Source organism: Caballeronia sp. LjRoot29 (assembly GCF_964252755.1).
Classification (GTDB): Bacteria; Pseudomonadota; Gammaproteobacteria; order Burkholderiales; family Burkholderiaceae; genus Caballeronia.
The window spans coordinates 141,910-166,433 of sequence record NZ_CAXUPU020000001.1 but is presented as its reverse complement, the minus strand read 5'-3'; the positions used below and the strand labels follow the sequence as shown (position 1 = coordinate 166,433).

Here is a 24,524-nt window from a genome sequence, read left to right as displayed (position 1 = left end):
CCTCGTGGATACCGGCTGTGAACTTGCCCAAAGTACGTTTTCGGCTGATTTGCTTCTTCCTAAACGAAGCGCCGTGACGCACTGCAAACCTAGGTATTTCTCGATCTTGCGGCTGCACTTTTGCAATGAGCCGCATATTTTTGGCAACTTACATCAATGCTTAGCAGCGCCAGATCTCGCTGCACAACGGTTCCCGATTCTAATGCTTCGATTTTATCCGACGCCAAACGACGGCGAGATGGATCCGGTGCAGCGGGCAGAGTATATCAAAGACGTTTAAGGCAGACGGCGCGGCCTGGCGCCATGTGCGCGTGAAAAAAAGCGCTTTCGACGAGCGCCGGAATGCCGTCGACGTGGAAATAGTCGCCATTGGTCCGCTGGCAGAAATGCTGAGAAGTGTACGAAGAGCGAGGCAGCCGGTCCGGAAGACATGTAACGAGGCCTGCGTTCTGGGGCGGCTGCACACGCTTCCATCGCGTTCATTCAACATTGGTGATGTCGCCGATTCGCCCGGTCAATTCCGGAGTGGCAACAGTTCGTTGAGCATTCCATCATGTAAGGACAATTCCAAAGGGGAGAGGCCGGGAAAGTCTAGCGGCGCCGAAAATGACCAAACTGATCTGAAAGACCACAACCTTTCTTTGATTCGACACCACGCCGAAGAAGCCGCCCGTCGCTATAAATCCTTAATAAAAAACAGCCACATTGTGCAGACCGCAAAGGAGGACCCACAAATGAAGCGCACATGGACGATTATCGGAGTAGGCGATGTAGCAGCCAGCTTCAATTGGTACCAATCGCTCTTCGGCCAGCCTGCATCATCTCCCGCGCACAATTACTTCGGGCAAATCCTCGACTCGGACGGCACGGTCTTGCTTTGCCTTCATGAGTGGGGCGCCAACGAGCATCCTTCCTTGGCTGGTCCTGATCACGCGACGCCGGGCAACGGGCTTCTCTTGTTTTCCGTGTGGACGATCTCGCCATGGCTTTGACAAGGGCACGTGCGCTCGTCACTGGGCTCGAAGAGGAACCTCACCTCACCTCAATCCAAGCACTGGAATTATGGAGTTCTCGCTCCGAGACCTGGACGGGTACTACTTGACGATCAGCGCGCTTTAGCGGGCGAATGCATCGCTACGGACTACGGAGAAATCCACGCGGACGCTTGCGCAATAGATCGAACCGGCTTTACCTCACAATTGCCACAGAACGATGGTGTGCGTAGCTTTCCCCAACCACAGCACGCCATCCCATCCCTGAACCAATCGACCGATTCAAGTCGATTGACGCTTTCAATTTCATCTGACGAGTCGAAATCACCAAAACCCCATCAAAACAACGCGAGTATTAATCTCTACAAGCCACATACGAGCGCTATATCTCAATAGATGTTCGACAAAAACCCGACGCGGCACGCAAGGTGCGTCGTTGTCTCTATCCCGGAGACCTTATGCCATCAAATGTGATCAAAGCAGCAGCTCATCCATGGATCAGGCGCAGTTTCAACCTCGACGGAATGCCGTTACGCCTCTTAGTGGTCGATGACAACCAGAATGCAGCCGCAGCAATGGCGAGCTACCTGTCGTTCGAGAGCATGGACTGTCGGGTCGCGTTCGGCGGACTGGACGCCATCGAGATCGGCACAAATTGGGCACCCCACGTCATCCTCATGGACATCTCCATGCCCGAGTGCAACGGCTACGAGGCTACCTTTGCCTTGCGGCAGGATCGACGTACGAGTGGAACGGTCATCGTGGCTTTCACAGCGTTAGACGATGACGGTGACGTGCGCAAACATCTCGTCGATCACTCGTTTGACGGCTATAGCCAGAAAGGACAGCCGCCAAGCAAGTTGGTCGCTCTGGTCATGAGCTTCCTTCATTGACCGAGCCCAGGAGCGTCATGCTTGCGCCGCGGCAGACGCACAGTAAACACGGTTTCCGTCTCATCGGAACTCGCTGCAATCTCACCGCCGTGAGCCTTGGCAATCTCACGCGCAATGTACAAACCCAGCCCGAGGTTACCGTCGGTGTCGTACGTTTTTATTTGATTCAATCCACGGTGGAGAGGGTCAAAGATCCGGTCCAGACTCGATTCTTCAATAGCCGGCCCTCGGTTCCTGACTTCGAAGCTAACATCCGTCTCTCCGCACGTCATCACCACTCGCACCGGTGCGTCCGGTGCTCCGTACTTGATCGCATTGGTCACCAGATTGCCGAGTAGCTGTTGCAATCGCCGGCCGTCCCAAACACCTCGGGCGTCGCCCACCACCTCCAGTTCTACCCGGCGTTCCGGATGGGCTGCTCGCAACTGGTCGAGTTCATCGGCTAATAGATTTGCAAGGTCTACATCGGTTGCAACGATATTGATGCCCAAGCCCAAATTCGTCCGATTGAAATCCAGCATATCGCCCAGAAGCGCCTGCATGCGAGCGCCGCTTCTGATCAAACGCGAAGCAGCTCCCGATACCTTGTCCCCGGCATTCAAGTTCGCCAGATACAGGGCTGTCATTTGAATGGTCTGAAGCGGACTGCGCATGTCATGCCCAAGCATTCCAAGCAAAAGATTGCGAGCCTGGTCCACCTGGACACTGAAAAAGCTGATCGATTCCGCGAGCGCTTGATCAATGGCCTCGTTAAACCGGATGATGTCATCGGCATGAGGAGACTCAGGCTGACATGCATGTACCCACAGGCGAAGAACACTGGCACGAAGCGCACGATACTCGGCGGCGAGCTGGTTGATATCGAAGCCGCCTCGCGCTCGCAAAACGGCGCGCGTTTGCGCGGCTGTTTCCGGAACGCCAATCAGTCGAGGGGCTCGCCCCATCGATTTTTCGAGTTGGGCTTCCTTGGTCTGGGAAGTCGACAAATCCTTCGCGACAGCCTCCAGAATCTGCTGCGCGTGATCTCGCAACGCCAACGATTTCATGTCGGTTGCAAAGGGCAACAGGGTAATGGCGAACGCTTCCCACTGCCCGAGAATTGTTTCCATGTCACGCAAGATGAAGTCGGCCAATCGCATGTTGCCCCCGAGTATCGGAAAAAATCTTATAAGGTATTTTGTTGAATCCGATGCCGCGCCTGGATCGTTGCGTATTCTACTGGCACCTTAAATGGCTACGCATTAAGGCAAGCGGCAGGCAATCGAACTATCTTCGCGAAACCGGAGCGCCAGTTCATCGAAAGAAGGGCGCTTGTGTGATTCCTCGAATGCCGTCTGCTGCGAAAATGGCTATAGCGTGTGGCCAACCGGGTCGCATGAAGTCAACCTGCTTAGTTCGCAGCCCTGAGCGCCTTGGCGAGTTCAGCCAAGGAGTACGGCTTGACGACGAAGGCGAAATCATCAATGCGCCCGTACTGCTCGCGTAAAGCGGGAAGCGGAAACCCCGACGCCAGTATTACCTTGAGATCGGGACGAACGTCACGTGCCTGGCGCGCCAATTGGATACCGGTCATGCCCTTCGGCATGACTACATCAGTGAACAGAATATCGATATCGAAACGGCGCTCAAGGATCGTCATTGCCTCAACGCCGTTAGTCGCTGTGACAACCTCGTAGCCTATGCTGCGGAAAAGCTGCGCCGCCGCGTCCAGCACATCGGGCTCATCTTCCACGATAAGAACCGTATCCACACGTTCGTCGGCCGTAGCACTCCGTTCATCCGGTTCGCCCTCAACCACGGGCAAGTACATGCTGATGGTCGTACCCGCGCCTTCTTCGCTATCTATCACGACGTCGCCGCCAGACTGCGCGATGAATCCATAGACCTGACTCAGCCCCAGCCCCGTGCCCTTGCCAATTTCCTTGGTCGTAAAGAACGGCTCGAACGCGCGGGCCACGACCGCCGGCGGCATACCGGCGCCCGTATCCGCGACTGAAACGCGGACGTAAGACCCGGCGCTCAGATTTCCGACTTGCCCTGCACCCAGATGAACGTTCTCGACCGCGACCTCCAGCTTTCCGCCCTCGGGCATTGCATCGCGAGCGTTGACAACCAGGTTCAGCAGCGCAGCTTCGAAGCGAGCGGCATCCAGCAAAACGGTTGCGGAGTCCGGTGCTGAGCGTATCTCCATCTCGATACTGGAATGTGCCGCGCGGCGCAGCACAGGTTCGAAACCGCTGATCACCGCATTCAGGTCGTAATTTTCCACCATGAGCGGTTGCTGACGGGCGAACGAGAGTAGTTGCTGAGTCATGAGCGCACCGCGCTCGACGGCGCGCCGCACCGCGTCGAGCACCTTCTTGTCGGCGTAATTCTGTATTCGCGTGGCCAGCACATCCACGCTGCTTGAGATGACCGACAGCAGGTTATTGAAGTCGTGGGCAACGCCTCCCGTGAGCTGGCCGATCGCTTCCATCTTCTGCGATTGGAACAGCGCCGCATTCGCACGTTCAAGGGCTTCCGCGGCCTGCTTACGCTCCGTTATATCCCGCGTGACCTTGGCGAACCCCAGCAGTGTGCCCGTCTCGTCGCGGATCGCATCGACCACGACATGCGCCCAAAAGCGCTTTCCGCCGCGGCGCACGCGCCAGCTCTCCTGTTCAAAACGGCCTTCGGCGGCGGCCGTCGCCAGTGTCTTGGCGGGCAGGCCTTTCGCCTGGTCTTCCTCGGTGTAAAAGACGGCGAAATTCGAACCGACAATTTCGTCTCGCTTGTAGCCCTTGATGCGTTCGGCGCCGGCGTTCCAGTTTGTAATCACGCCAGTCGGGGAGATCATGTAGATCGCGTAATCGGTCACGCTCTGAACGAGCAGGCGGAACCTGTCCTCGCTTTCACGCAACGCGTCCTCGGCCGCTTTGCGCTCGGTAATATCGCGCGTGATCTTGGCGAAGCCGATCAGTTCGCCCGAAGGGCCCCAGATCGGATCGACCACGACGCTCGCCCAGAACCGGGTGCCATCCCTTCGCACTCGCCAGCCTTCGTCTTCGAATTTTCCCTGTTCGCGGGCGGTTTGTAATGCCCTTGCAGGCTTGCCTGAGCGCCGGTCTTCTTCGCTGTAGAACATGGAAAAATGCTGGCCGATGATTTCATGCGCGGCATACCCCTTGAACCGTTCCGCGCCGGCGTTCCAGCTGCTGACATACCCGTCGGGGTCCAGCATGTAGATGGCGTAATCGGTGATACCCGAAACAAGCAATTGGAAGCGCTGTTCCTCGCTCAGATCCCGGATGTTTCTGCACTCTTCAGATTTCATTTTTTTAGATCCACGTGTGTTAGTGGAACTGTAATCAAAGGGTGCTGCGTCGCAAAAACGGCGCACGCTATCAGCCTTGAAGTCGCGGCAAGGCGACCGAATGCTTGATAGTAACCTTAAAGGCCCCGGTAGCTGCGCTGCTGCGAAACGTCTTGCTTCGTGAGCGTCCGATTTGCAACAATCTGCATGGCCGTCAAGTCGGTTCCGGTGCGTCCTTCGTGGCCCCGGCTGTTTCGTCACCGAAAGAGACCGCGGAGACGACGCGATTTCGTCCCATGGCCTTGGCTGAGTAGAGCGCTGCGTCGGCTCGTGCCATCAGGTTTGCGAGCATTTCATCCGCTTGATATTCATCCACGCCGGCACTGAAGGTGCAGCTCAGTTCTCCCTGAGGCACGGGTACCGTGGACGCGGCCAGATGCAGACGCAAACTGTTCACAAGCGTCAGGGCGTCCGCCTTGGGCGTTTCAGGGAACAGGATGGCGAACTCTTCGCCGCCAAGCCGCCCAAAAATGTCTCCTCGCCGGATTCCCTGCGACACAATCGATGAAAAATGAGCAAGCGCGCGATCTCCGGCTGCGTGGCCGTGAGCGTCGTTGACTGCCTTGAAGTTATCGATGTCGAGGATCGCAACCGTGAGCCGGATTTTCGTGCGGTTGGCACGCTCCAACTGCGACTCAGCCTGGGCCATGAACTCGCGCCGCACGAGCGCACCGGTCAATTCATCGATAGCCGCCAGGCGTTCCATGCGCTCCGCCATGCGGTCATAGGCGAGCATGAGCGCGCCGATCGACAGACAGGGCAGGGTGACAATGCCAAGCGCGAGAAACGCAATGGTCATGGGCGTCGGCTCGAGAAACCGCGTGTGATGTTCCCAGCCGAGGCCGGCGGCAAGCCCGCGAGCAATATGGACGAAGCCGCCGAGCGCGGCGATTATCGCGACGAACTGGTAGCTGTATCCCGGTCGATGCGGCGGCCTCTTGGTATAGGTGATCCAGGCCACCATCAGGCGCACATAGGCGAGAAAGCCGGACATCACGACAATCCGGGCACCCGCATTCGGCGAAAAATAGGTCCAATGGACAATGCCGACCGCGAGCAGCACGAATGCCACAACCTCATAATGCCGCGAAGGTTGAAGGCCGAAGAACAATCGGCAACCTTGCAGCACAAGGAATGCGGAACCGGCGAACAGGGAACTTGCGGCTACGACTACGAGCGGTGGCGGTGAACTGTCGCTGAAAGCCAGTGCAACGAGCGCGGCCACGATCAGGAGGTTTGCACCTATCCAGCGAAACAATCCGGGTATCCGGGAGCGCAGGAGCGAGCCGAATACGACCGCGCTGATCACGCCGGACATGATTCCGACAACGTAAAGAGCGACAGGACTGAACATAGGTTTTCAGTGAGAAATGTGACTGAAAAGATTCGCGCGAGTCGAACAACTCGAATAGGCCGAATAGGTTGAGCGCCTGACCTCTCGTTTTCACGTTGCACGAAGGTGCTGAACGACGACGCCCGCGGCAGAGATAATACGCTCTGGCACTCAATCTTTATATAAATGTGTAGCGGTCCCGGACGTGCCCGAACAAGGCGGGGATGGCGTGCTTGACGTTAAGGGCCGTGAGCGGTAGAGCGCCAACCTGAAGCGGGAGCCTAAAGCGCCGACTTGTCGCCGCACACGCGAGTCGCGGTCACGGGATTGCTGCTGTGCGCAAAACCCGAGATCAACGTCACTGCCGTTCGCAATATGTCGTCCGACATCGTGCTGTCTTTTGGCCACGCGAAGGGGTTGATCGTCTTGTTCGTGCACTCGTTGCCCATGATGGGCTCACTTGGCGGCGCTGCGCTGCGGATGACGTTGTCGGGCGCGACGTTTGCGAACGTGCCCCCGCTGGCTACCAAAGCAAAAGCAGCAGCCCAGTATTCCTTCTGTTTCATGTTTTAGCTCGGCGGCCAATTGACAAGCACAACTGCCGATCATGGTTGCCACTTCATGACACGGTCAACCTCGCGACGCCATATTCAGCCGCAATAACCCGCCTTAACCCATTCATCTGGAATAACCCGCCACTTCCTCCGATAATACGAACGCCTTCCGACCCTCGCCATGACCGAACTCGAAACCTCAGTCGTCGTGTTCTTTTGCCTGCTCGCGGCCTCGGGACTTGGCGCGTTCGTGGGCCCGTTGCTGCCCGAGGAGCACAAGGCGCATGAAACGGTGCAATTGCTCAAGCTGGTCGTCGGCATGCTGGTCACGTTTGCGGCGCTCGTGCTGGGTCTGCTGACGGCATCGTCGAAAACCGTATTCGACACCACCACTACCGACATTCGTACCTACGCCGCCGCGCTGATCCAGCTCGACGACAGCTTGCGCGAGTACGGCCCGGATGCCGACGCGGTCCGCCAGATCCTGCGTGCCTACACGGCGGCCGCGATCGCGTCGACCTGGGCACACGAAGCGCCGCCGCCCGGCGACTATTATCAAAAATGGTTAGCGCCGGGTTCCGGTACCGACAATCTCGATAGCCGCACGCTGGGCGCCATGCTTGAACAGGCGCAACAAGACGCCCGCGCGTTGAAGCCAGCCGATCAGTTTCACCAAGAGCTTGCCGATCAAGCGCTTGGCCAGTTCGACCGGCTGATCCAGCAACGCTGGAAGATCGTGGAGGAAGCGCGCGGTTCGGCTTCGTCGCCGTTCGACAAGATTCTCGTCTTCTGGCTGCTCGTCATCTTTCTTTGCTTCGGACTGATCGCGCCACGTAACGCTTTGGCGCTGGTTTTGATCATGCTCGGGGCGTTATCGATAGCGTCCACGGTGCTCGTGATCCTTGATCTCGACACGCCGTTTACTGGCACCATCCTAGTGCCGAGCCAGTCCATGCGCGATGCGCTTGCTTACCTCAACCACTGAAGGCCTCAGGCTTAACCAAACCCGCCCAACATCTTCGATGCCATCCACCCTCTACACTGACCCGCGCCTCGTCGCGCTGTACGACACCCTGAACCCCTTCGCCGCCGATACCGACTTCTACCTCGCGCTGGCCGCGGGCAAGCAGCGCGTCATCGATCTCGGTTGCGGAACGGGTTTGCTTGCGTGTGAACTGGCGTCGCGGGGGCATCGCGTGATTGCCATCGATCCCGCGCCCGAGATGCTGCGCGTGGCGCGGCATAGACCGAACGGTGACCGGGTTCAGTGGATTGAAGGCGATGCCCGGGCGCTCGCCTTGTTACCGCCCGCTGACCTGCTGGTGATGACGGGCCACGTCGCACAGGTTTTCCTCGACGACACCGCGTTCCTCAATACCCTCAAAGCAGCCCGCTATGCGCTGCGCGACGGCGGCACCCTGGCCTTCGAGAGCCGCAATCCGGCCACGCGGCCGTGGGAATCCTGGACGCCCGCGCAGCCGCACCGGCTAATCAACGTGGATGGAGTCGGCGAGGTGGAGGTGTGGCAGGACGATGTGAGCGTCAGCCCGGAGCCGGGCATTCGCTTCAGCACGGTTTATCGATTCAAGGCGACAGGCGAGACGTTGACGTCCGCGAGTGAACTGCGCTTTCGCACTCAGGACGAACTCGCCGCGCAGCTCGGGGCCGCGGGGTTCAGCGATCTCGCCTGGCAGGGCGACTGGGACGGGTCGGCGGTATCGGCCGAAGGTCGCGAACTGATTGTGGTCGCGCGCTGAAACAACTGAATGCAACCGACGAATGCAACCGGCCATTCGCCGCCGGATCAGAATTCCACAGCTACGAAATCGTCTTTGCCGACATCACACAACGGGCAACGCCACGTGTCCGGGATCTCGGCGAAACGGGTTCCGGCGGCAATGCCTTCTTCCGGCAAACCGTCTTCTTCGTTGTATATCCAGCCACAAATCAGGCAAACCCAGCTTTTATATTCTAAAACTTCACTCACGACAGACTCTTTTATCTCGTTCGACAAAACATCATTAAATATTCGACCCGGCGCTCAATGCCCGAAAGTTCGTCCTTCGGGCGGAGCCGCACACGGCCGCCAAAATAGTCGGCGACCCGAATAGTACCGGAATGTCAGAATGGGTTCATCGATGCCAGGCGGCCTCCGGGGCGGGCGCAAGCACGGATCTGAGTGAATTCTTATGCTCGGTGTATCCTCTCCCCGGCGGTTTTTGAGTCCCTTGCGTAATGGCTGGTATTGGCTGCTATCGGCTGGTATAGGCCAGCCAGTCGCTGTGTCTATTCGACATGGTTATCGGACGAGCGCACGAAAGCACGAAACCGTTTTGGCCTGTCCGGATAGTTGATCCGGCAGCCGCATTTCTCTGGGAGCAAAAAAAATGATGTTCAAGAAACTGTTGTCGGGAGCGGTGTTGTCGAGCGTTTTCCTTGTGGCCGTTGCGGTGCACGCGCAATCGGCCAAGGTATTTTTCATCGAGCCGAAAGACGGTGCAACCGTCACAAGCCCGGTGCATATGGTCTTCGGCCTGGAAGGCATGGGGCTCGCGCCGGCCGGCGATACGGATCCGCAGAAAGGCCACCACCATGTGCTGATCGACGCAGGCCCGATGCAAAAGGGCCTCGTGATCCCAATGAACGATAAATCGCTGCATTTCGGCAAGGCGCAGACGGAAGCGGACGTGAAGCTGCCGCCGGGCGATCACACGCTGACCCTGCAGTTCGGCGACGGCGCGCACCAGTCGTTTGGCCCGGAAATGAGCCAGACAATCAAGATCCACGTGAAATAACGGATTTCATCGTTCCACTGATTGGCGCCGGGCCGCTCTGGGCTTGGCGCTCATCTCAAAAAACGCGGCGTGGCCGCGTTTTTTTGGGTGCCTTTTTTGACGCCTTATCGGGCGCCTCGCCTTGTCCTGATGGCATAGGTCCTGTAAGTGGCGTCCAGGCGCGCCGGTCAAGACCGGTACAATGGCCGCTTCCAGTATTTGCACATTTCCGGCTGCCTCCCCATGTCGCTTTATTCAATTTCGAACGCGCAACTCGCGTTCGGCCACGTTGCGTTGCTCGATCACGCTGACTTTTCACTTGAAGCGGGCGAACGCGTCGGCCTGATCGGCCGTAACGGCGCGGGCAAGTCGTCGCTGCTGAAGATCATCGCCGGGCTGACCAAGCCGGACGATGGCCTTATCACGCGGCAAAACGAACTCACGACCGTCTACGTGCCGCAGGAACCCGAGTTTGACCTGGAGGCGTCGGTGTTTGACGTCGTCGCGTCCGGCTTGTCCCACGAGCGGGAGCTGCTCGACCAATATGACGTCGTGGCGCACAAACTCGCCGATACCCCCGAAGGTCCCGAGCACGACGAGCTGCTGCACAACATGAACGCGCTGCAATCCTCGCTCGACCTGCACGACGCCTGGAGTTGGCAAACCCGCGTGGCGACCACGCTGCAACAGATCGGGCTGGACGGCGACATCCGTTCGGGCGCGCTCTCGGGCGGCATGAAAAAGCGCGTGGCGCTGGCGCGCGCGCTGGTGGTGCAACCGGACGTGCTGCTGCTGGACGAACCGACCAACCACCTCGACTTCGACGGCATTCGCTGGCTGGAAGAAATGCTGGTCACGCTGCGCACCGGTTTGCTGTTCATCACCCATGACCGGGCTTTCCTTGACAAGGTCGCTACCCGCATCGTGGATCTGGATCGTGGGCGCTTGCTGTCCTATCCGGGCAACTACACTGCGTACCAGACCCGCAAGGCGCAGCAGCTTGAGATCGAACAGGTCGAAGCGGCCAAGTTCGACAAACTGCTGGCGCAGGAAGAAGTGTGGATTCGCAAGGGCGTGGAGGCGCGGCGTACGCGCAGCGTCGGGCGTATCGCGCGGCTGGTGGAAATGCGTAACGAGCGCGCCGAACGCCGCAACGTGCAAGGCAACGTGAAGCTTGATGTGGGCCAAGGCGAGCGCTCGGGCAAGATCGTTTCGGAACTGACCGACGTGACGAAGAAATACGGCGATCGAACGATTGTCGATAACTTCAGCGCCACCGTCATGCGCGGCGACAAGTTTGGCTTCATCGGTCCGAACGGCGCGGGCAAGACCACGCTGCTCAAGATGATCCTGGGCGAACTCGCGCCGGACGACGGCACGGTGCGCACTGGCACGAACACGCAGGTAGCGTATTTCGACCAGATGCGCGCGCAGCTTGATCTGGACAAGACACTCGCCGACACCATCAGTCCGGGTAGCGAATGGGTCGAAGTGAACGGCGTGAAGAAACACGTCATGAGTTATCTCGGCGACTTCCTGTTCGCACCGGAGCGCGCGCGTTCGCCGGTGCGCTCATTGTCGGGCGGGGAACGCAACCGGCTGCTGCTCGCACGCCTGTTCGCGCGGCCCGCGAACGTGCTGGTGCTGGATGAGCCGACCAACGACCTGGATATCCAGACGCTCGAATTGCTCGAAGAACTGCTGACTGACTACGACGGCACCGTGCTGCTGGTGAGCCACGACCGTCAGTTCCTGGACAACGTCGTGACGTCGGTGTTTGCGTCGGAGGGTGAAGGCAAGTGGCGCGAGTACGTCGGCGGCTTCACCGACTGGCAGATCCAGCGCGAACGTTCGGAGAGAATGGCTCTGGATGCCGCCCGTGACACGGCCAAGCAGGCGAAGAAGGAAGACGGCCCGAAAGACAGCGGCGCCGGTCGAAATGCGCAGCGCTCGACCAAACTGCCGTACAAGGAAGTGCGCGAGCTGGAAGCGCTGCCTGCGCAAATCGCCGCGCTTGAAGCCGAGCAAAAGTCGATTGCGGCTAAGCTCGAAGACGGTTCGGTGTACGCGACAGATCCGAAAGAAGGCGCGCGGCTGAGCGCCCGGCATGCGGCTATCGACGAGGAATTGCTGGTCGCGCTCGAACGCTGGGAAGAGCTGGAAGCGAAGCGCAAATAAGGCGCAAACAGGTCGCGAGTAAGCGGCCTTTGGGCCCGGCGTCTTGTCCATATCGAAAAATTTGTCGGAAACAGTAAAATACGTCGCGTTTTCGGGCGCACGGCCGAGCGAGCAAGGTGTCATCGCGGTTACACGGGGGTGACACCTTGTAGTGGAACGCTATAGTCAGGCGAGAGGCCGTCGCGGTTTCGAGTTAATAACGCGCAATCCGGCGCGGCCGGGTTGGCCCGCTATGTTCACGCATTCGCCGGTTGTCCGGCGTGGCCGCTTGCTGAATTCCGCTATCGAATTCAAGCTTGGGCCACCCGGACCGCCGGACCCACGTCCAGACATGTCCACGAAAAAACCCAGCGCCGACAGCGGCAAGAACAGCGGATACAGCGAAGCATCGATCAAGGTGCTCAAGGGTCTCGAGCCGGTCAAGCAACGGCCCGGCATGTACACCCGCACTGAAAATCCGCTGCACATCATTCAGGAAGTCATCGACAACGCCTCCGACGAGGCGCTCGGCGGCTACGGCAAGCAGATCACGGTCACGCTGCATGCCGATCATTCGGTGTCTGTCGAAGACGATGGACGCGGCATTCCATTCGGCATGCATCCGGAAGAAGGCGTGCCGGTCGTCGAGATCGTGTTCACGCGCCTGCACGCGGGCGGCAAGTTCGATAAAGCCGCCGGCGGCGCGTACACGTTTTCGGGCGGCCTGCACGGCGTGGGTGTGTCGGTGACGAACGCGTTATCCACGCGCATGGACGTGACCGTGTGGCGCGACGGCAAGGTCGCCGATCTCGGTTTTTCGAATGGCGACGTAGTGAAGCCGCTCGAAACCCGTGCCATGAATCGCGGCGAGAAAAAGTCAGGCACGCGTGTCACCGCCTGGGCCAATCCGAAATATTTCGATTCGCCCAACTTGCCGGTTGGCGAGTTGCAGCGGCTCTTGCGCTCGAAGGCAGTCCTGCTGCCAGGCGTTGAAGTTGTGCTCATCAACGAAAAAACCGGCGAACGCCAAACCTGGAAATACGAAGATGGGTTACGCGGTTACCTGCTCGAAGGCATGGGCGGCAGCGACTTGCTGATCCCGTTGTTCGAAGGCGAGCGGTTCGCGGGCAATGCGAAGTTGAGTGAAGAAACCTTCGCCGAAGGCGAGGGCGCAACGTGGGTTGTTGCGTGGAGCGACGAAGGTCCGTTGTTGCGCGAGTCGTACGTCAACCTGATCCCAACGCCTGCTGGCGGTACGCATGAATCGGGCTTGCGCGACGGACTGTTCCAGGCGGTCAAGAGCTTTGTCGAATTGCATAACCTGCAGCCCAAGGGCGTGAAACTGCTCGCGGAAGACGTGTTCGCCCGCGTGTCGTTTGTGTTGTCCGCGAAGGTGCTGGATCCGCAGTTTCAAGGGCAGATCAAGGAGCGCCTCAATAGCCGCGACGCGGTGAAACTCGTGTCGTCGTTTACACGTCCCGCGCTCGAACTGTGGTTGAACCAGCACGTCGAGTACGGCAAGAAACTCGCGGAACTGGTGATCCGGCAAGCCCAGGCGCGTACGCGCGCCGGGCAGAAGATCGAAAAGCGCAAGAGCTCGGGCGTGGCTGTGCTGCCTGGCAAGCTGACCGATTGCGAATCGACGGATGTCTCGCGTAACGAACTCTTCCTGGTCGAGGGCGATTCGGCGGGCGGCTCGGCAAAGATGGGCCGCGACAAGGAGTTCCAGGCCATTTTGCCGTTGCGCGGCAAGGTGTTGAACACGTGGGAAACCGAGCGCGACCGGCTGTTCGCGAACAACGAAGTGCACGACATCGCAGTGGCGATCGGCGTGGATCCGCATGGTCCGGACAGCCTCGACCAGAAGGCCGATCTCTCGAATCTGCGTTACGGCAAGATCTGCATCCTGTCGGACGCGGACGTGGACGGCTCGCACATCCAGGTCTTGCTGCTCACGCTGTTCTTCAAGCACTTCCCGCAACTGATCGAGCAGGGCAATGTATGTATCGCGCGGCCGCCGCTGTTTCGTGTCGATGCCCCCGCGCGCGGCAAGAAGCCGGCGCAAAAGCTCTACGCACTCGACGAAGGTGAGCTCGAGGCGATTCTGGACAAGCTGAGGAAGGATGGCGTGCGCGAGACGCAATGGTCGATCAGCCGTTTCAAAGGGCTGGGCGAAATGAGCGCGGAGCAGTTGTGGGACACCACGATGAACCCGGACACGCGCCGCCTGCTGCCGGTTCAAGTCGGCGATCTCGGGTTTGACGACACGGTCACACGCATGACGATGCTGATGGGCAAGGGCGAAGCGGCGTCACGGCGCAGCTGGCTTGAGGAGAAGGGCAACGAAGTCGAAGCCGACATTTGATGGCATTTGACGACACTCGACGCCGCATGCACCCCTTGAACTTCGTCAACGCATAACACTGGAAATCTGATGGACGATCTCTTCGCGGACCAAGAAGCCGCGCCCGAAGGCGAAAAACTGACCCTTGGCGATTACGCCGAGCGCGCGTATCTCGACTATGCGGTGAGCGTGGTCAAAGGCCGGGCGCTGCCCGACGTTTCCGACGGCCAGAAACCCGTGCAACGCCGCATCCTGTTCGCGATGAACGAGATGGGTCTGGCCAACACCGCGAAGCCGGTCAAGTCGGCGCGCGTGGTGGGTGACGTGCTGGGTAAATATCATCCGCATGGCGACCAGTCGGCCTACGACGCACTCGTGCGTCTCGCGCAGGCGTTTTCGATGCGCTATCCGTTGATCGACGGACAGGGCAACTTCGGCTCGCGCGACGGCGACGGCGCGGCGGCCATGCGGTACACGGAAGCGCGCCTCACCCCGATCGCGAAATTGCTGTTGGATGAAATCGACATGGGCACCGTCGATTTCATGCCGAACTACGACGGTTCGTTCCAGGAGCCGAAGCTTTTACCCGCGCGCCTGCCGTTCGTGCTGCTGAACGGCGCGTCGGGCATTGCCGTGGGGATGGCGACCGAGGTTCCTTCGCACAATCTGCGCGAAGTCGCGGCGGCCGCGGTTGCAATGATCCGCGATCCTAAGATCGATCACGCGCGGCTGGTCGAGCTGATTCCCGGTCCGGATTTCCCAGGCGGCGGGCAGATCATTTCGAGCCAGGCTGAGATCGCGGCGGCTTATGAAACCGGTCGCGGCAGCCTGAAAGTGCGGGCGCGCTGGAAGATCGAAGAAATGGCGCGCGGTCAGTGGCAACTGGTCATCACGGAATTGCCGCCGAGCACGTCGGGCCAGAGGGTGCTCGAGGAAATCGAGGAACTGACGAACCCGAAGATCAAACTCGGCAAGAAGGCGCTCAGTCCCGATCAGTTGCAGACGAAGCAGACACTGCTTGCCTTGCTCGACACGGTCCGCGACGAATCCGGCCGCGACGCGCCGGTGCGGCTGGTGTTCGAGCCGAAGTCTAGCCGTATCGACCAGACTGAGTTCGTGAATTCGTTGCTCGCGCACACGAGCCTGGAGTCGAACGCATCGATCAACCTGGTGATGATCGGCGCGGACGGCCGGCCGCGTCAGAAAAGTATCGGCGAGATCCTGCACGAGTGGGTCGGCTTCCGGTTCACGACGGTCACGCGCCGCACGCAGCATCGGTTGGGGAAAGTGAACGACCGGATTCATATTCTTGAAGGGCGGATGATCGTCTTCCTGAATATCGATGAAGTGATCCGTGTTATCCGCGAAGCCGATGATCCGAAGCAGGCGCTAATGGACAGGTTCAGCCTCAGCGAGCGTCAGGCCGACGACATTCTTGAAATCCGTTTGCGGCAACTGGCGCGGCTCGAAGCAATCAAGATCGAGCAGGAACTGAAGGAATTGCGCGGCGAAAAGGAAAAGCTCGAAGAGTTGCTCAACAGCGATGCCGCCATGAAACGGCTGCTGATCAAGGAGATCGAAGCCGACGCCAAGCAATATGGCGACGACCGCCGCACGTTGATCCAGCCGGAAAAGCGGGCGACGTTCGAGGCGCGCGTGGTCGACGATCCGGTGACGGTGGTGGTGTCGCAGAAGGGCTGGGTGCGGGCGTTGAAGGGGCACGGCCTCGATCCGGCCAGCTTCCAGTTCAAGGCCGGTGACGGCATCTACGCGGCGTTCCAGGCACGTACGCCGGACATGCTGATCGCGTGGGGCAGCAACGGCCGCGTGTATTCCGTGCCCGTTGCAATCCTGCCGGGCGGCCGGGGCGACGGTGTGCCGGTCACGTCGCTGATCGAGCTCGAGTCGGGGTCGCATCTGTTGCATTATTTTGCTGCTTCGGTTGACCAGCCGTTGCTGCTGGCATCGAGTAACGGCTTTGGTTTCATGGCCAAGCTCGGCGACATGGTAAGCCGCGTGAAGGCGGGCAAGTCGTTCATGACCATCGACGAAGGCGCGGCACCGCTTACGCCCATGCCGGTCCTGCCGGGCGCCACGCGAGTTGTGTGCTTGTCGAGTAACGGGCGCTTGCTGGTATTTGATGTCGACGAAATGAAGACCCTGTCGGGTGGCGGCCGCGGTGTCATCTTGATGGCGCTCGATCCGAAGGAGACGTTGCGGCAAGCGCTGGCTATCGACGCACGTGGTCTGGTGCTGATCGGCACGGGCCGCGGCGGCAAGGTGCGTGACGAGAAGCTCGCGGGTGCAGCCCTGGAAGCGCACGTAGGCAAGCGGGCGCGCAAGGGCCGCGCGCCGGAGTCCACAATCAAGGTGACAGAGTTGCGGCCCGTGTTCGAAGGCTGATAACCGAAGCGCACTCACGCGTGCTTATGCGGTATTAACGCGCCCCGGGCCGGCTTCGCCGGCCCGGGGCGTTTGTTTATCTCGAAAATACTTGAACTGGTTTCGTCCGCATGAGTCGAACGCCCGAACCATGTACAAATTTGAAACGAAGGTGGCGGATAAGTGCTTGGGTGAGTAAGTGCTTGGCTCGGCAGTGGAAACCGGTGATTCACCTGCATTTAGGGACGTTAATGAATAAAGCGATTGAAGTGGCGCTGTTCCTGCATTTGTTGGGCGTAGCGGTCTGGATTGGCGGGATGATTTTTGCTCACTTCTGTCTGCGGCCAGCCATAGCGGATTTATCGCCGCAATTGAGGTTGCCGTTATGGGAGTCGGTATTCACTCGATTTTTCAACTGGGTGGCCGCATCAGTGCTGGTGATATTGCTGACTGGCGGCTTCTTGCTGACGCAATTCGGCGGCGCTCGCGCGGCATTGCCGTTACATGCCATGGCGGGTCTCGGCATTGTGATGATGCTGATTTTCGGTCATATCCGCTTTGGCGTATTCCCGAAAATCCGCCGCGCTGTCCAATCGCAAAACTGGCCCGATGGCGCGAGAGCGGTGGGTACGATCAGACGGCTCGTGCTGGTCAATATCGTGCTGGGTGTGGTGACGGTGGGCGCAGCGGTTTTGTCGCGGGGAATGTAGCGCGTTATTGCACAATCCGTCGCCGAAACGAATGACGGGTTGCAGCGGTCAGTCCCAGCATTTCATTCCATGTTTGAAGGTATTCCGGCCATGGTCAATACCTTTCCGACGGTCGAGAGTGCTGGGATTTAATCGTCTGGGATACAGGCAATGCGTGCTTCGATCGTGTCAGCAAAGGGATGCCCCGGTTCTTCTTCATCGGGGTCCAACGCGTGGCACAACTGGCTGCGCATTCCAATCCTTCGAATAAGCATTTCGATCCTTGTCACTTGCATTGCCGGGAAAGCGCAGGCAACCGATCTCGACAGTTCTCAGACCGGCTATATATTGACTCCGGCGGGCAATCCGTACACCGTCATAGCCGGTGCGGACATCGATACAACTGCGCAGGGCAGCGTCGGGATTGAAGGGGAAACCAATAAGTCAGCCACATGGGCGCTGACCAATAACGGGGCTGTTAACGGTGGTTATTTTGCGGTCCAGTTCAATAGCCCTGTTGTTATCGTTAATAACGGATCATTAATCAGCCAAGCGACAACCGCCGTAGCCTTGTATGACGGCGGTAACGTGACCAATTCCGCTGGCGCCTTGATCGTGGGCCGGTTAGACGGTGTGTTTGCCGATAGCGCAAGCAGTTCGGTCACTAATGCAGGCGATATCGGCGGCTCGGCACCGGATCTGACTAAAGCTCAATCAGGGATTCATTTGCCGTATGGCGGGACTGTCACGAATCTTTCCAGCGGAAAAATTGCTGCCTACGGTCCCGGCGTGATAGGCGACTCGGCCACTATCGTTCAGAACGCCGGGCTCATTATTTCGATCAACGGGACGGCAATCGATCTGACTGCGGGAACAACGGGCGTAGGCAGCGTGGTTTCCAACAGCGGCACCATCACAGGACATGGGGGCACGGCGATACTCTTCGGCCCGGAGGACAACACCTTGTTTCTGGCGGGGACCTCGTCGATTGCCGGAATTGTCGATGCGAGTGCGCATGGCGTATCCACAACCAATACGCTGATTCTTGGCGGGACCAGTGCGGGAACATTCAATGTGTCGAGCCTTGGCGCGGCCGGACAATATCGCGGCTTCGACATCCTGCAAAAGAGCGATCCGGGCATCTGGACTTTCACCGGCACCAATGGCGCCCCGCAGACATGGCTCGTGAGCGGCGGCGGCATTACGATGGCGGGACGCTTGAGCGGCAGTCTCATGGCAATGCCGGGAGCAACGGGGATTGATATCGACGTATTGTCCGGCGGCGCGATTGTCGCTTCGTCGGGAAGCGCCGTGTCGGTGAATGATTCAAGCCGTATAGTGAATAGCGGATTAATAAGCAGCACTGCAGATGGCGTCGCCACGGTGATTGCGACCGGTGCAGGGACAAGCGTCGTCAACACGGGGTCTATTACAGCGACCGGTGGACATGCAGCCGGGATTACGATCGATGCGCCAACGGGCGCGGCGAGCTTGACGAATGCGCAAGGCGGATCCATTTCGAGCGCGGCGGGTGTTGCCATTCAGGCTGGCTCGAACGTATCGATTATCAACGCAGGGTCAATTGCGGCGACGGGCGGAAGCGGAGCCGGGTTGACGATCAATGCGGCCACGGGCTTAACCACGCTTCTGAACGAACAAGGCGGATCGATCACAAGCGCAGGCGCCGCCGCGGTACAGGCGGGTTCGAACGTCTCGATCACAAACGCGGGTTCCATCGCAACGACGGCATTGAACGCAGCCGGGATTGCTATCGATGCGCCCACGCTGCCCACGACCCTTCTGAACAAACAAAGTGGTTCGATCAAGAGCGCGGCGGGCGATGCCGTACAGGTTGGATCGAATGTCTCGATCACCAACGCGGGGTCGATCGCGGCACAAGGACAAAACGGGATTGGTGTTGTGATCGACGCGTCATCCGGTGCCGCGAGCTTGACGAACGAGCAGGGCGCATCCATTTCGAGCGCGGCGGGCGTGGCCGTTCGGGGTAGCTCAAATGTCTCAATAGTCAACGCAGGGACAATTGTAGCGACGGGCGCGATCGGAGCCGGCATGACGTTGGATGCACCAACGGGCCTTACGACGCTGTCGAACAACCAAGGCGGATCGATCAAGAGCGCGGCGGGCGATGCCGTACAGGTTGGATCGAATGTCTCGATCACCAACGCGGGGTCGATCGCGGCGGGAGGTGCAAACGGAATGGGCGTCGAGATTGATGCGTTAGCAGGCTCAGCCAGTCTGACGAATGCGCAAGGCGGATCGATTTCAAGCGCAGGAGATGCAGCCATACAAGCCGGATCGAACGTCTCGATCTACAACGCCGGAACCTTGATCGGAAATGGCGCCGCGGTTCGTTTTACAGGGTCGGGTAATCGCCTGACGCTCGACACCGGCAGTCAGGTATCCGGCGACCTTGATGGCGGAACCGGTTCGGCGAATGCATTGGTCTTGCAAGGATCCGGAACGCTGTCCAGCCGCACCTACGGTTTTTCCACGCTCGCGATGCGGGGCATTGACTGGACCCTGTCCAGTTCCATCCAGGTCGCTTCTTCCAGCGCAATTGAAAGTGGCACGTTGAGGCTGACAGGCACAGGCATCTTGACCAGCCCGCTGATTACTGTCGCTCCGGGCGCCACCTTGACCGGAACAGGAAACTTGAACGGTGCGCTCACGTTGCAAGGCGTCATTGCACCGGGCGTGACGAGTACCGCAGCAACATCGGGTCCTCAACCTTTGGCGATCGGCACGCTGTCAGTCGCCGGTTCATACACGCAAACAGCCGGCAGCCGCTACGAGGCTAACGTCTCGCCGCAAGGAATCGACCTCATCAGCGTCGACGGCACCGCAACGCTGCAAGGCGGCACAGTACAAGCGCGAATGCGCACCGGATTGTTCACGCCAAGCGACACGTACAAGATAGTTAGTACAACTTCTGGCCTAAACGGGGAATTCTCGGGTGTCACGGCGTCTAACCCATTCGTCTTGCCGACGTTAGTCTACGACGCGAACAATGCATACATCCACGTACAACGCGGCTTCCAGTTCGCCGGCGGTACACCGAACCAGATAGCGGTCGAGGCGGCGCTCGATCACGGCGTTGCAGGCATGGGCGCGGACGCCCTGCCTACTCGCGATTTCCTGTCCGTCGCAGGCGACCTGCTCAACCTCGAAGGTGCACCGGCTTACGCGGCACTCGACCAACTGAGTGCGGAAGCCTATACGGCTTTCCCGAACGCGCATGTCGAAGCTGCACGGCTGGGCATGGACGCAATCGATTCAAGATTGACCGTGGCGCGTACCACGGGCGCATGTGCTGCAGGCGAGGCGGCAGCGTTGTCTGCCAGTGGAGCGCGGGCCTGTTCGTGGATCAGCGTGCTCGGCAGCACTGGCAGGACAGCGGGATACGACACGTGGCTTGGCCAGCAAACAAGTCTTGCTGGCGTGATATCCGGTGTCGATTATCGTATCGCGCCGCAGTTTACAGTGGGCGCTGCCTTGGTTGCTCTCCACGGTAATACGTCAACGGACACGCTGCCTGTTCACGGCCAATTCGATAGCTACCAAGCCGCGCTTTACGGCAGTTACGTGCCGGGTGCGTATTGGCTTCAGGCCACGATTGGCTACGCACGCAATGACGATAAAATGCAACGCTCGCTCTTTTTCACCGATGCCCCGCGCACGGCAATTGGAAGCGTCGATGGAAACCAATACTTCGCATCGTTACGTAACGGCGTGGATCTGCCAATAGCGAAACTCGGCGTTCTTACACCGTTTGTGGCGCTTGAAATGCAGAGCGTGGAGAGTCCGGGATTCACTGAAACCGGAGCAGATTCTGTGAATCTTGCAGTCTCCGGCAATACGACGACTTCAATGCGGTCGCTGCTGGGTGCGCAATGGCGTAAAGAGGTCGACTGGCTCGGCCGCGCCTCTAGCTTGAATGGGCAGTTGGCCTGGGCTCATCAATATGGCACGCAGACTCAAGCCGCTAACGCGCGCTTCGAAGGCGCAGCAGAAAGTGATTTTACGGTGCACGGCAGCGGACCAGCACGAGATATGGCGCAAGTCGGTGTTGGCGCCCGAGTGGAATTAGGCCGTCAAACCCACGCGTTTTTGCGCTACGACGGTGAATTCGGCGGCGGTGGTCACTCGCATACGGGAAGCGCCGGTGTCGATTACCGGTGGTGACGGCGGGAATCTGATTCAACGCGCTCGAGCGCGCTTTGCGCCGCGCACACTTGAAATGATTTCGACTCCAAACGCGGCCCGGCCCATCTTCGCGAGCTAACTAATCGACCTGCGGGATCAGTCAACGGCATTGGACGGCGCTTCCCCTAGCGGCAGCGCCGCTACGTCAGCCATGAGCGCCAGGCCGCACACCCCAAAGCGGTCGAGTAACGCCTGCACACCGTCCGCCGGAACCGCACGAGAAAAGAGAAACCCCTGCGCCTCGACCGGTCCAAGCCGCGATAACCATGCCACTTGCTCCTCGGTTTCGGTCCCTTCAACCACGACGGTCAAACCCAGCGACCGGGCGAGATTAACAATGGCGGAGACCATCACGCAGACGCTGCGATCGTGTGGAATAGCCTGGATAAATGATCGGTCGACCTTGAGGGTATCGACGGCAAAGCGGTTCAGATAAGACAGTGACGAATATCCGGTGCCGAAATCGTCCAGCGCGATCCTGACGCCAAGCCGCTTCAACGCAGAAATTTTCTCCGCGACAATGTCCGGAAACTCCATCATCACGGTTTCAGTAATTTCGAGTTCGAGTTTCCCCGGCGCAATACCGCTTTCGCGAATGGCAGCCGCTACGGTCTCAAGCAAATCCCCGCGCCAGAACTGCACCGCCGAGATATTGACCGCTAGCGATAACCCGTCATACCCGTGACGTTGCCATACGGCTAATTGCCGGCACGCCGTATGAATCACGAAGTCGCCAATAGGCACGATCAGTCCAGTCGATTCCGCAACCGGAATGAACTCATTAGCCGGAATCAGACCGTGCTGAGGATGATTCCATCGCGCCAGCGCTTCAAAGCCGGTGATACATCGCCGAGTCAGATCGATCTTCGGCTGATAAGCGAGGAACAATTGATCCTGGGCGAGCGCGACCCGTAATTGCTGTTCCCATTTCATCAAATGATCGGCGCGATGGGACAACTGCGGCGAATAAAACTGATAGCAGTTCTTGCCCGCGTCCTTCGCGCTGTACATGGCGAGATCGGCCTTCTTCAGCAAGTCGATTTCGCTTTCGCTCGACACGGAATACAACGCAATGCCAATGCTCGCGTGCAACACGAAGGCGCTGCCGCGCACATCGAAAGGCGTCGCGAACATATGCGAAACCGCTTCCGCCAGTTCAACCGCTTGCCGTTCGACGTCGGCGCCCTTGACCACCACGACGAATTCATCGCCGCCAATGCGCGACAGCATGCCGTTGTCGCTGATCGTTTCCGCCAGCCGCGACGCCGTCATTTGCAGCACGATGTCGCCGGCGTTGTGGCCGAGGGTATCGTTCACGGTCTTGAAGTTGTCGAGATCGATGAACAGCAGCGCAAGATGGCCTACGTTCTCCGGCTTGGCAACATCGTGACGAAGCATTTGCAGCGTGGAATAGCGGTTTCGCAAACCGGTCAGCAAATCGTATTCAACCAGATGCGTCATCTCGCGCTCACGCCCGAGCAGTTTGCCGATCAGCCCGGTCGCTACCGCGAAGAAGCCGAGCATGGCGAGCGAGATGAACGTCGCCATCAGCAGATAAACCCGCCGCGTGTGATTGAAGTCGGTGAATTCCTCCGCCTGCGACAGGCCGACGAGCACGCCGAGCGGATAACCATCTATGTGCCGATACGAAACTATGCGCGTGACGTTGTCGATGGGATCGACATAGATGCCGGATGCGTGCTCGGAGGTTGGGTACACACCGCTCGCTGTGAACCCACCGCGCGCGTCGCCGTTACCGGTACCGTCCACCTTTTTCGTCAAGCGGCCGTCCGGATGGACGGATGCCGTGCCTGCGCCTACACCGGTGCTGCGGGCGAGCACTGAACCGTTGTCGGAAATCACGGCGACCACGCCGTCGCGTCCGATCGACGCCACGTTGTAGAAGTCGCTCGTGAAGTAGCTGGGATCCTCCGATACCACCACGACGCCCGCGAACGAACCGTCGGGATGATTCAGGCGGCGCGTGATCTGCAGCGTCCATTGCCGGGATACCCGGCCGAGGACCGGCTTGCTGATATAGAGCAGGTCGTCGTTGGAAAGCTGGTGAATCCGGAAATGTTCCCGGTCGGAAAGATCGACGGGTTTGGGGATGGCGCCGGAGGTAGACCCGATCAGCATGCCGTGTTCATCGATCAGCGAGACTTGCACCAGCGTGTCGCTCTGGACCACGCCTTTTTCAACCGTGCTGGCAAGGTTGAACTGCCCCGGTGTTTTCTCGAACTCGTATTTGACGAACCGGGTGATCTGGTCGACCTGATGGATAGCCTTGATCGTGTGCTGCTCGAGCGCGGACGAGAGAATGGCCGCTGAGGCCATTGACGCGTGCGTGGCGGCGTCGCGTTCGACCGACAGGCGTGCAAAGATCACCGTCCACAGCAGGACGAGCACGAGCCCGCCTAGTGCCGGAATGGCGAACAATGCGCGGCGCCGTCGCGGAAAATCCGCTTGTTTCATGTCGCGTGGCGCTTTGGGCCGTGATCGATTCATGGGTTTGGTCAGTCCATGGACCCTGTGACGGGTTGCGCCGATACTGCGTCCGGAACAACAAAAATGAATGTCGGCATTGCTGCAGCGCGTCCAATGCCGGTGAGTCGGGTGTTATTGCCGTTTTTCCGATGAATCCGGACCATCGTTCGGGATTTATGCGAATCTTTTCGACGAGGACCCGCGTGCGCGTTAAGCGCGCTTGCATTTTGCTTACGATGATTTTGGCAATACTGTATTTTAGAACTCCGTCCAACGTTGACGTGGGTTGACCGATAGCCGCTGGTTATCCAGTCTCTCCCGCGTGAGACTGATTTCCCTAAAG

At 59.2% G+C, this 24,524-nt stretch carries 16 protein-coding genes; 10 read left to right on the top strand and 6 right to left on the bottom strand.

Annotated features, from left to right (window positions below; translation table 11 throughout):
• Nucleotides 1–311 precede the first annotated feature (311 nt).
• Both ACSQ83_RS00635 and ACSQ83_RS00630 read left to right on the top strand, forming a co-directional pair.
• The gene (locus tag ACSQ83_RS00635) at nt 312–992 is read left to right on the top strand and encodes a VOC family protein (RefSeq protein ID WP_436226918.1); all 681 of its coding nucleotides are present in this window, start codon (nt 312–314) and stop codon (nt 990–992) included.
• Between the two features lie 458 nt (nt 993–1,450).
• Nucleotides 1,451–1,885 carry a response regulator gene (locus ACSQ83_RS00630; RefSeq protein ID WP_436226917.1) on the top strand — a complete coding sequence of 145 codons (435 nt, stop codon included), beginning with the start codon at nt 1,451–1,453 and terminating at the stop codon, nt 1,883–1,885.
• Here ACSQ83_RS00630 and ACSQ83_RS00625 read toward each other — a convergent pair.
• The 4 genes from ACSQ83_RS00625 to ACSQ83_RS00610 all read right to left on the bottom strand — a co-directional run bounded on the left by ACSQ83_RS00625 (nt 1,879) and on the right by ACSQ83_RS00610 (nt 7,136).
• The gene (locus tag ACSQ83_RS00625) at nt 1,879–3,024 is read right to left on the bottom strand and encodes an ATP-binding protein (RefSeq protein WP_436226916.1); all 1,146 of its coding nucleotides are present in this window, start codon (nt 3,022–3,024) and stop codon (nt 1,879–1,881) included. The two genes, ACSQ83_RS00630 and ACSQ83_RS00625, sit on opposite strands and share 7 nt — an antisense overlap.
• A gap of 251 nt (nt 3,025–3,275) precedes the next feature.
• Complete coding sequence (locus ACSQ83_RS00620; RefSeq protein WP_414970263.1) at nt 3,276–5,198, bottom strand: hybrid sensor histidine kinase/response regulator; 1,923 nt, start codon at nt 5,196–5,198, stop codon at nt 3,276–3,278.
• Nucleotides 5,199–5,391: 193 nt separating this feature from the next.
• Nucleotides 5,392–6,591: a GGDEF domain-containing protein gene (locus tag ACSQ83_RS00615; RefSeq protein WP_436226915.1), complete on the bottom strand. Its 1,200-nt coding sequence runs from the start codon at nt 6,589–6,591 to the stop codon at nt 5,392–5,394.
• A gap of 260 nt (nt 6,592–6,851) precedes the next feature.
• On the bottom strand, nt 6,852–7,136 hold the full coding sequence (locus tag ACSQ83_RS00610; protein ID WP_436226914.1) for a hypothetical protein: 285 nt from the start codon (nt 7,134–7,136) through the stop codon (nt 6,852–6,854).
• 169 nt (nt 7,137–7,305) lie between these two features.
• Here ACSQ83_RS00610 and ACSQ83_RS00605 point away from each other — a divergent pair, with 169 nt between their 5' ends.
• Nucleotides 7,306–8,109, top strand: coding sequence for a hypothetical protein (locus tag ACSQ83_RS00605; RefSeq protein ID WP_436226913.1), 804 nt, complete (start codon nt 7,306–7,308; stop codon nt 8,107–8,109).
• A 37-nt stretch (nt 8,110–8,146) separates the two neighbouring features.
• Nucleotides 8,147–8,881 (top strand): class I SAM-dependent methyltransferase, encoded by a 735-nt coding sequence (locus ACSQ83_RS00600; protein ID WP_436226912.1) that lies wholly within the window; start codon nt 8,147–8,149, stop codon nt 8,879–8,881.
• 47 nt (nt 8,882–8,928) lie between these two features.
• Here ACSQ83_RS00600 and ACSQ83_RS00595 read toward each other — a convergent pair whose 3' ends face one another.
• Nucleotides 8,929–9,111, bottom strand: coding sequence for a rubredoxin (locus tag ACSQ83_RS00595; protein WP_031361281.1), 183 nt, complete (start codon nt 9,109–9,111; stop codon nt 8,929–8,931).
• Between the two features lie 400 nt (nt 9,112–9,511).
• On the opposite strand from ACSQ83_RS00595, the gene ACSQ83_RS00590 reads away from it, so the two are divergent.
• The 6 genes from ACSQ83_RS00590 (at nt 9,512) to ACSQ83_RS00565 (ending at nt 21,673) form a co-directional block, all read left to right on the top strand.
• The gene (locus ACSQ83_RS00590) at nt 9,512–9,919 is read left to right on the top strand and encodes a DUF4399 domain-containing protein (protein ID WP_414970268.1); all 408 of its coding nucleotides are present in this window, start codon (nt 9,512–9,514) and stop codon (nt 9,917–9,919) included.
• A gap of 222 nt (nt 9,920–10,141) precedes the next feature.
• A complete protein-coding gene (locus tag ACSQ83_RS00585; protein ID WP_436226911.1) occupies nt 10,142–12,076 on the top strand; it encodes an ATP-binding cassette domain-containing protein in 1,935 nt (644 codons plus the stop codon).
• A gap of 331 nt (nt 12,077–12,407) precedes the next feature.
• A complete protein-coding gene (locus ACSQ83_RS00580) occupies nt 12,408–14,420 on the top strand; it encodes a DNA topoisomerase IV subunit B (protein ID WP_436226910.1) in 2,013 nt (670 codons plus the stop codon).
• Nucleotides 14,421–14,489: 69 nt separating this feature from the next.
• Complete coding sequence (gene parC, locus ACSQ83_RS00575) at nt 14,490–16,802, top strand: DNA topoisomerase IV subunit A (RefSeq protein WP_414970270.1); 2,313 nt, start codon at nt 14,490–14,492, stop codon at nt 16,800–16,802.
• 230 nt (nt 16,803–17,032) lie between these two features.
• On the top strand, nt 17,033–17,491 hold the full coding sequence (locus tag ACSQ83_RS00570) for a CopD family protein (protein WP_414948054.1): 459 nt from the start codon (nt 17,033–17,035) through the stop codon (nt 17,489–17,491).
• Nucleotides 17,492–18,058: 567 nt separating this feature from the next.
• Nucleotides 18,059–21,673 carry an autotransporter outer membrane beta-barrel domain-containing protein gene (locus tag ACSQ83_RS00565; protein WP_436226909.1) on the top strand — a complete coding sequence of 1,205 codons (3,615 nt, stop codon included), beginning with the start codon at nt 18,059–18,061 and terminating at the stop codon, nt 21,671–21,673.
• A 117-nt stretch (nt 21,674–21,790) separates the two neighbouring features.
• Here ACSQ83_RS00565 and ACSQ83_RS00560 read toward each other — a convergent pair whose 3' ends face one another.
• Entirely contained in the window at nt 21,791–24,202 is a 2,412-nt protein-coding gene (locus tag ACSQ83_RS00560) for a bifunctional diguanylate cyclase/phosphodiesterase (protein WP_436226908.1), read from the bottom strand.
• Nucleotides 24,203–24,524: the final 322 nt, after the last annotated feature.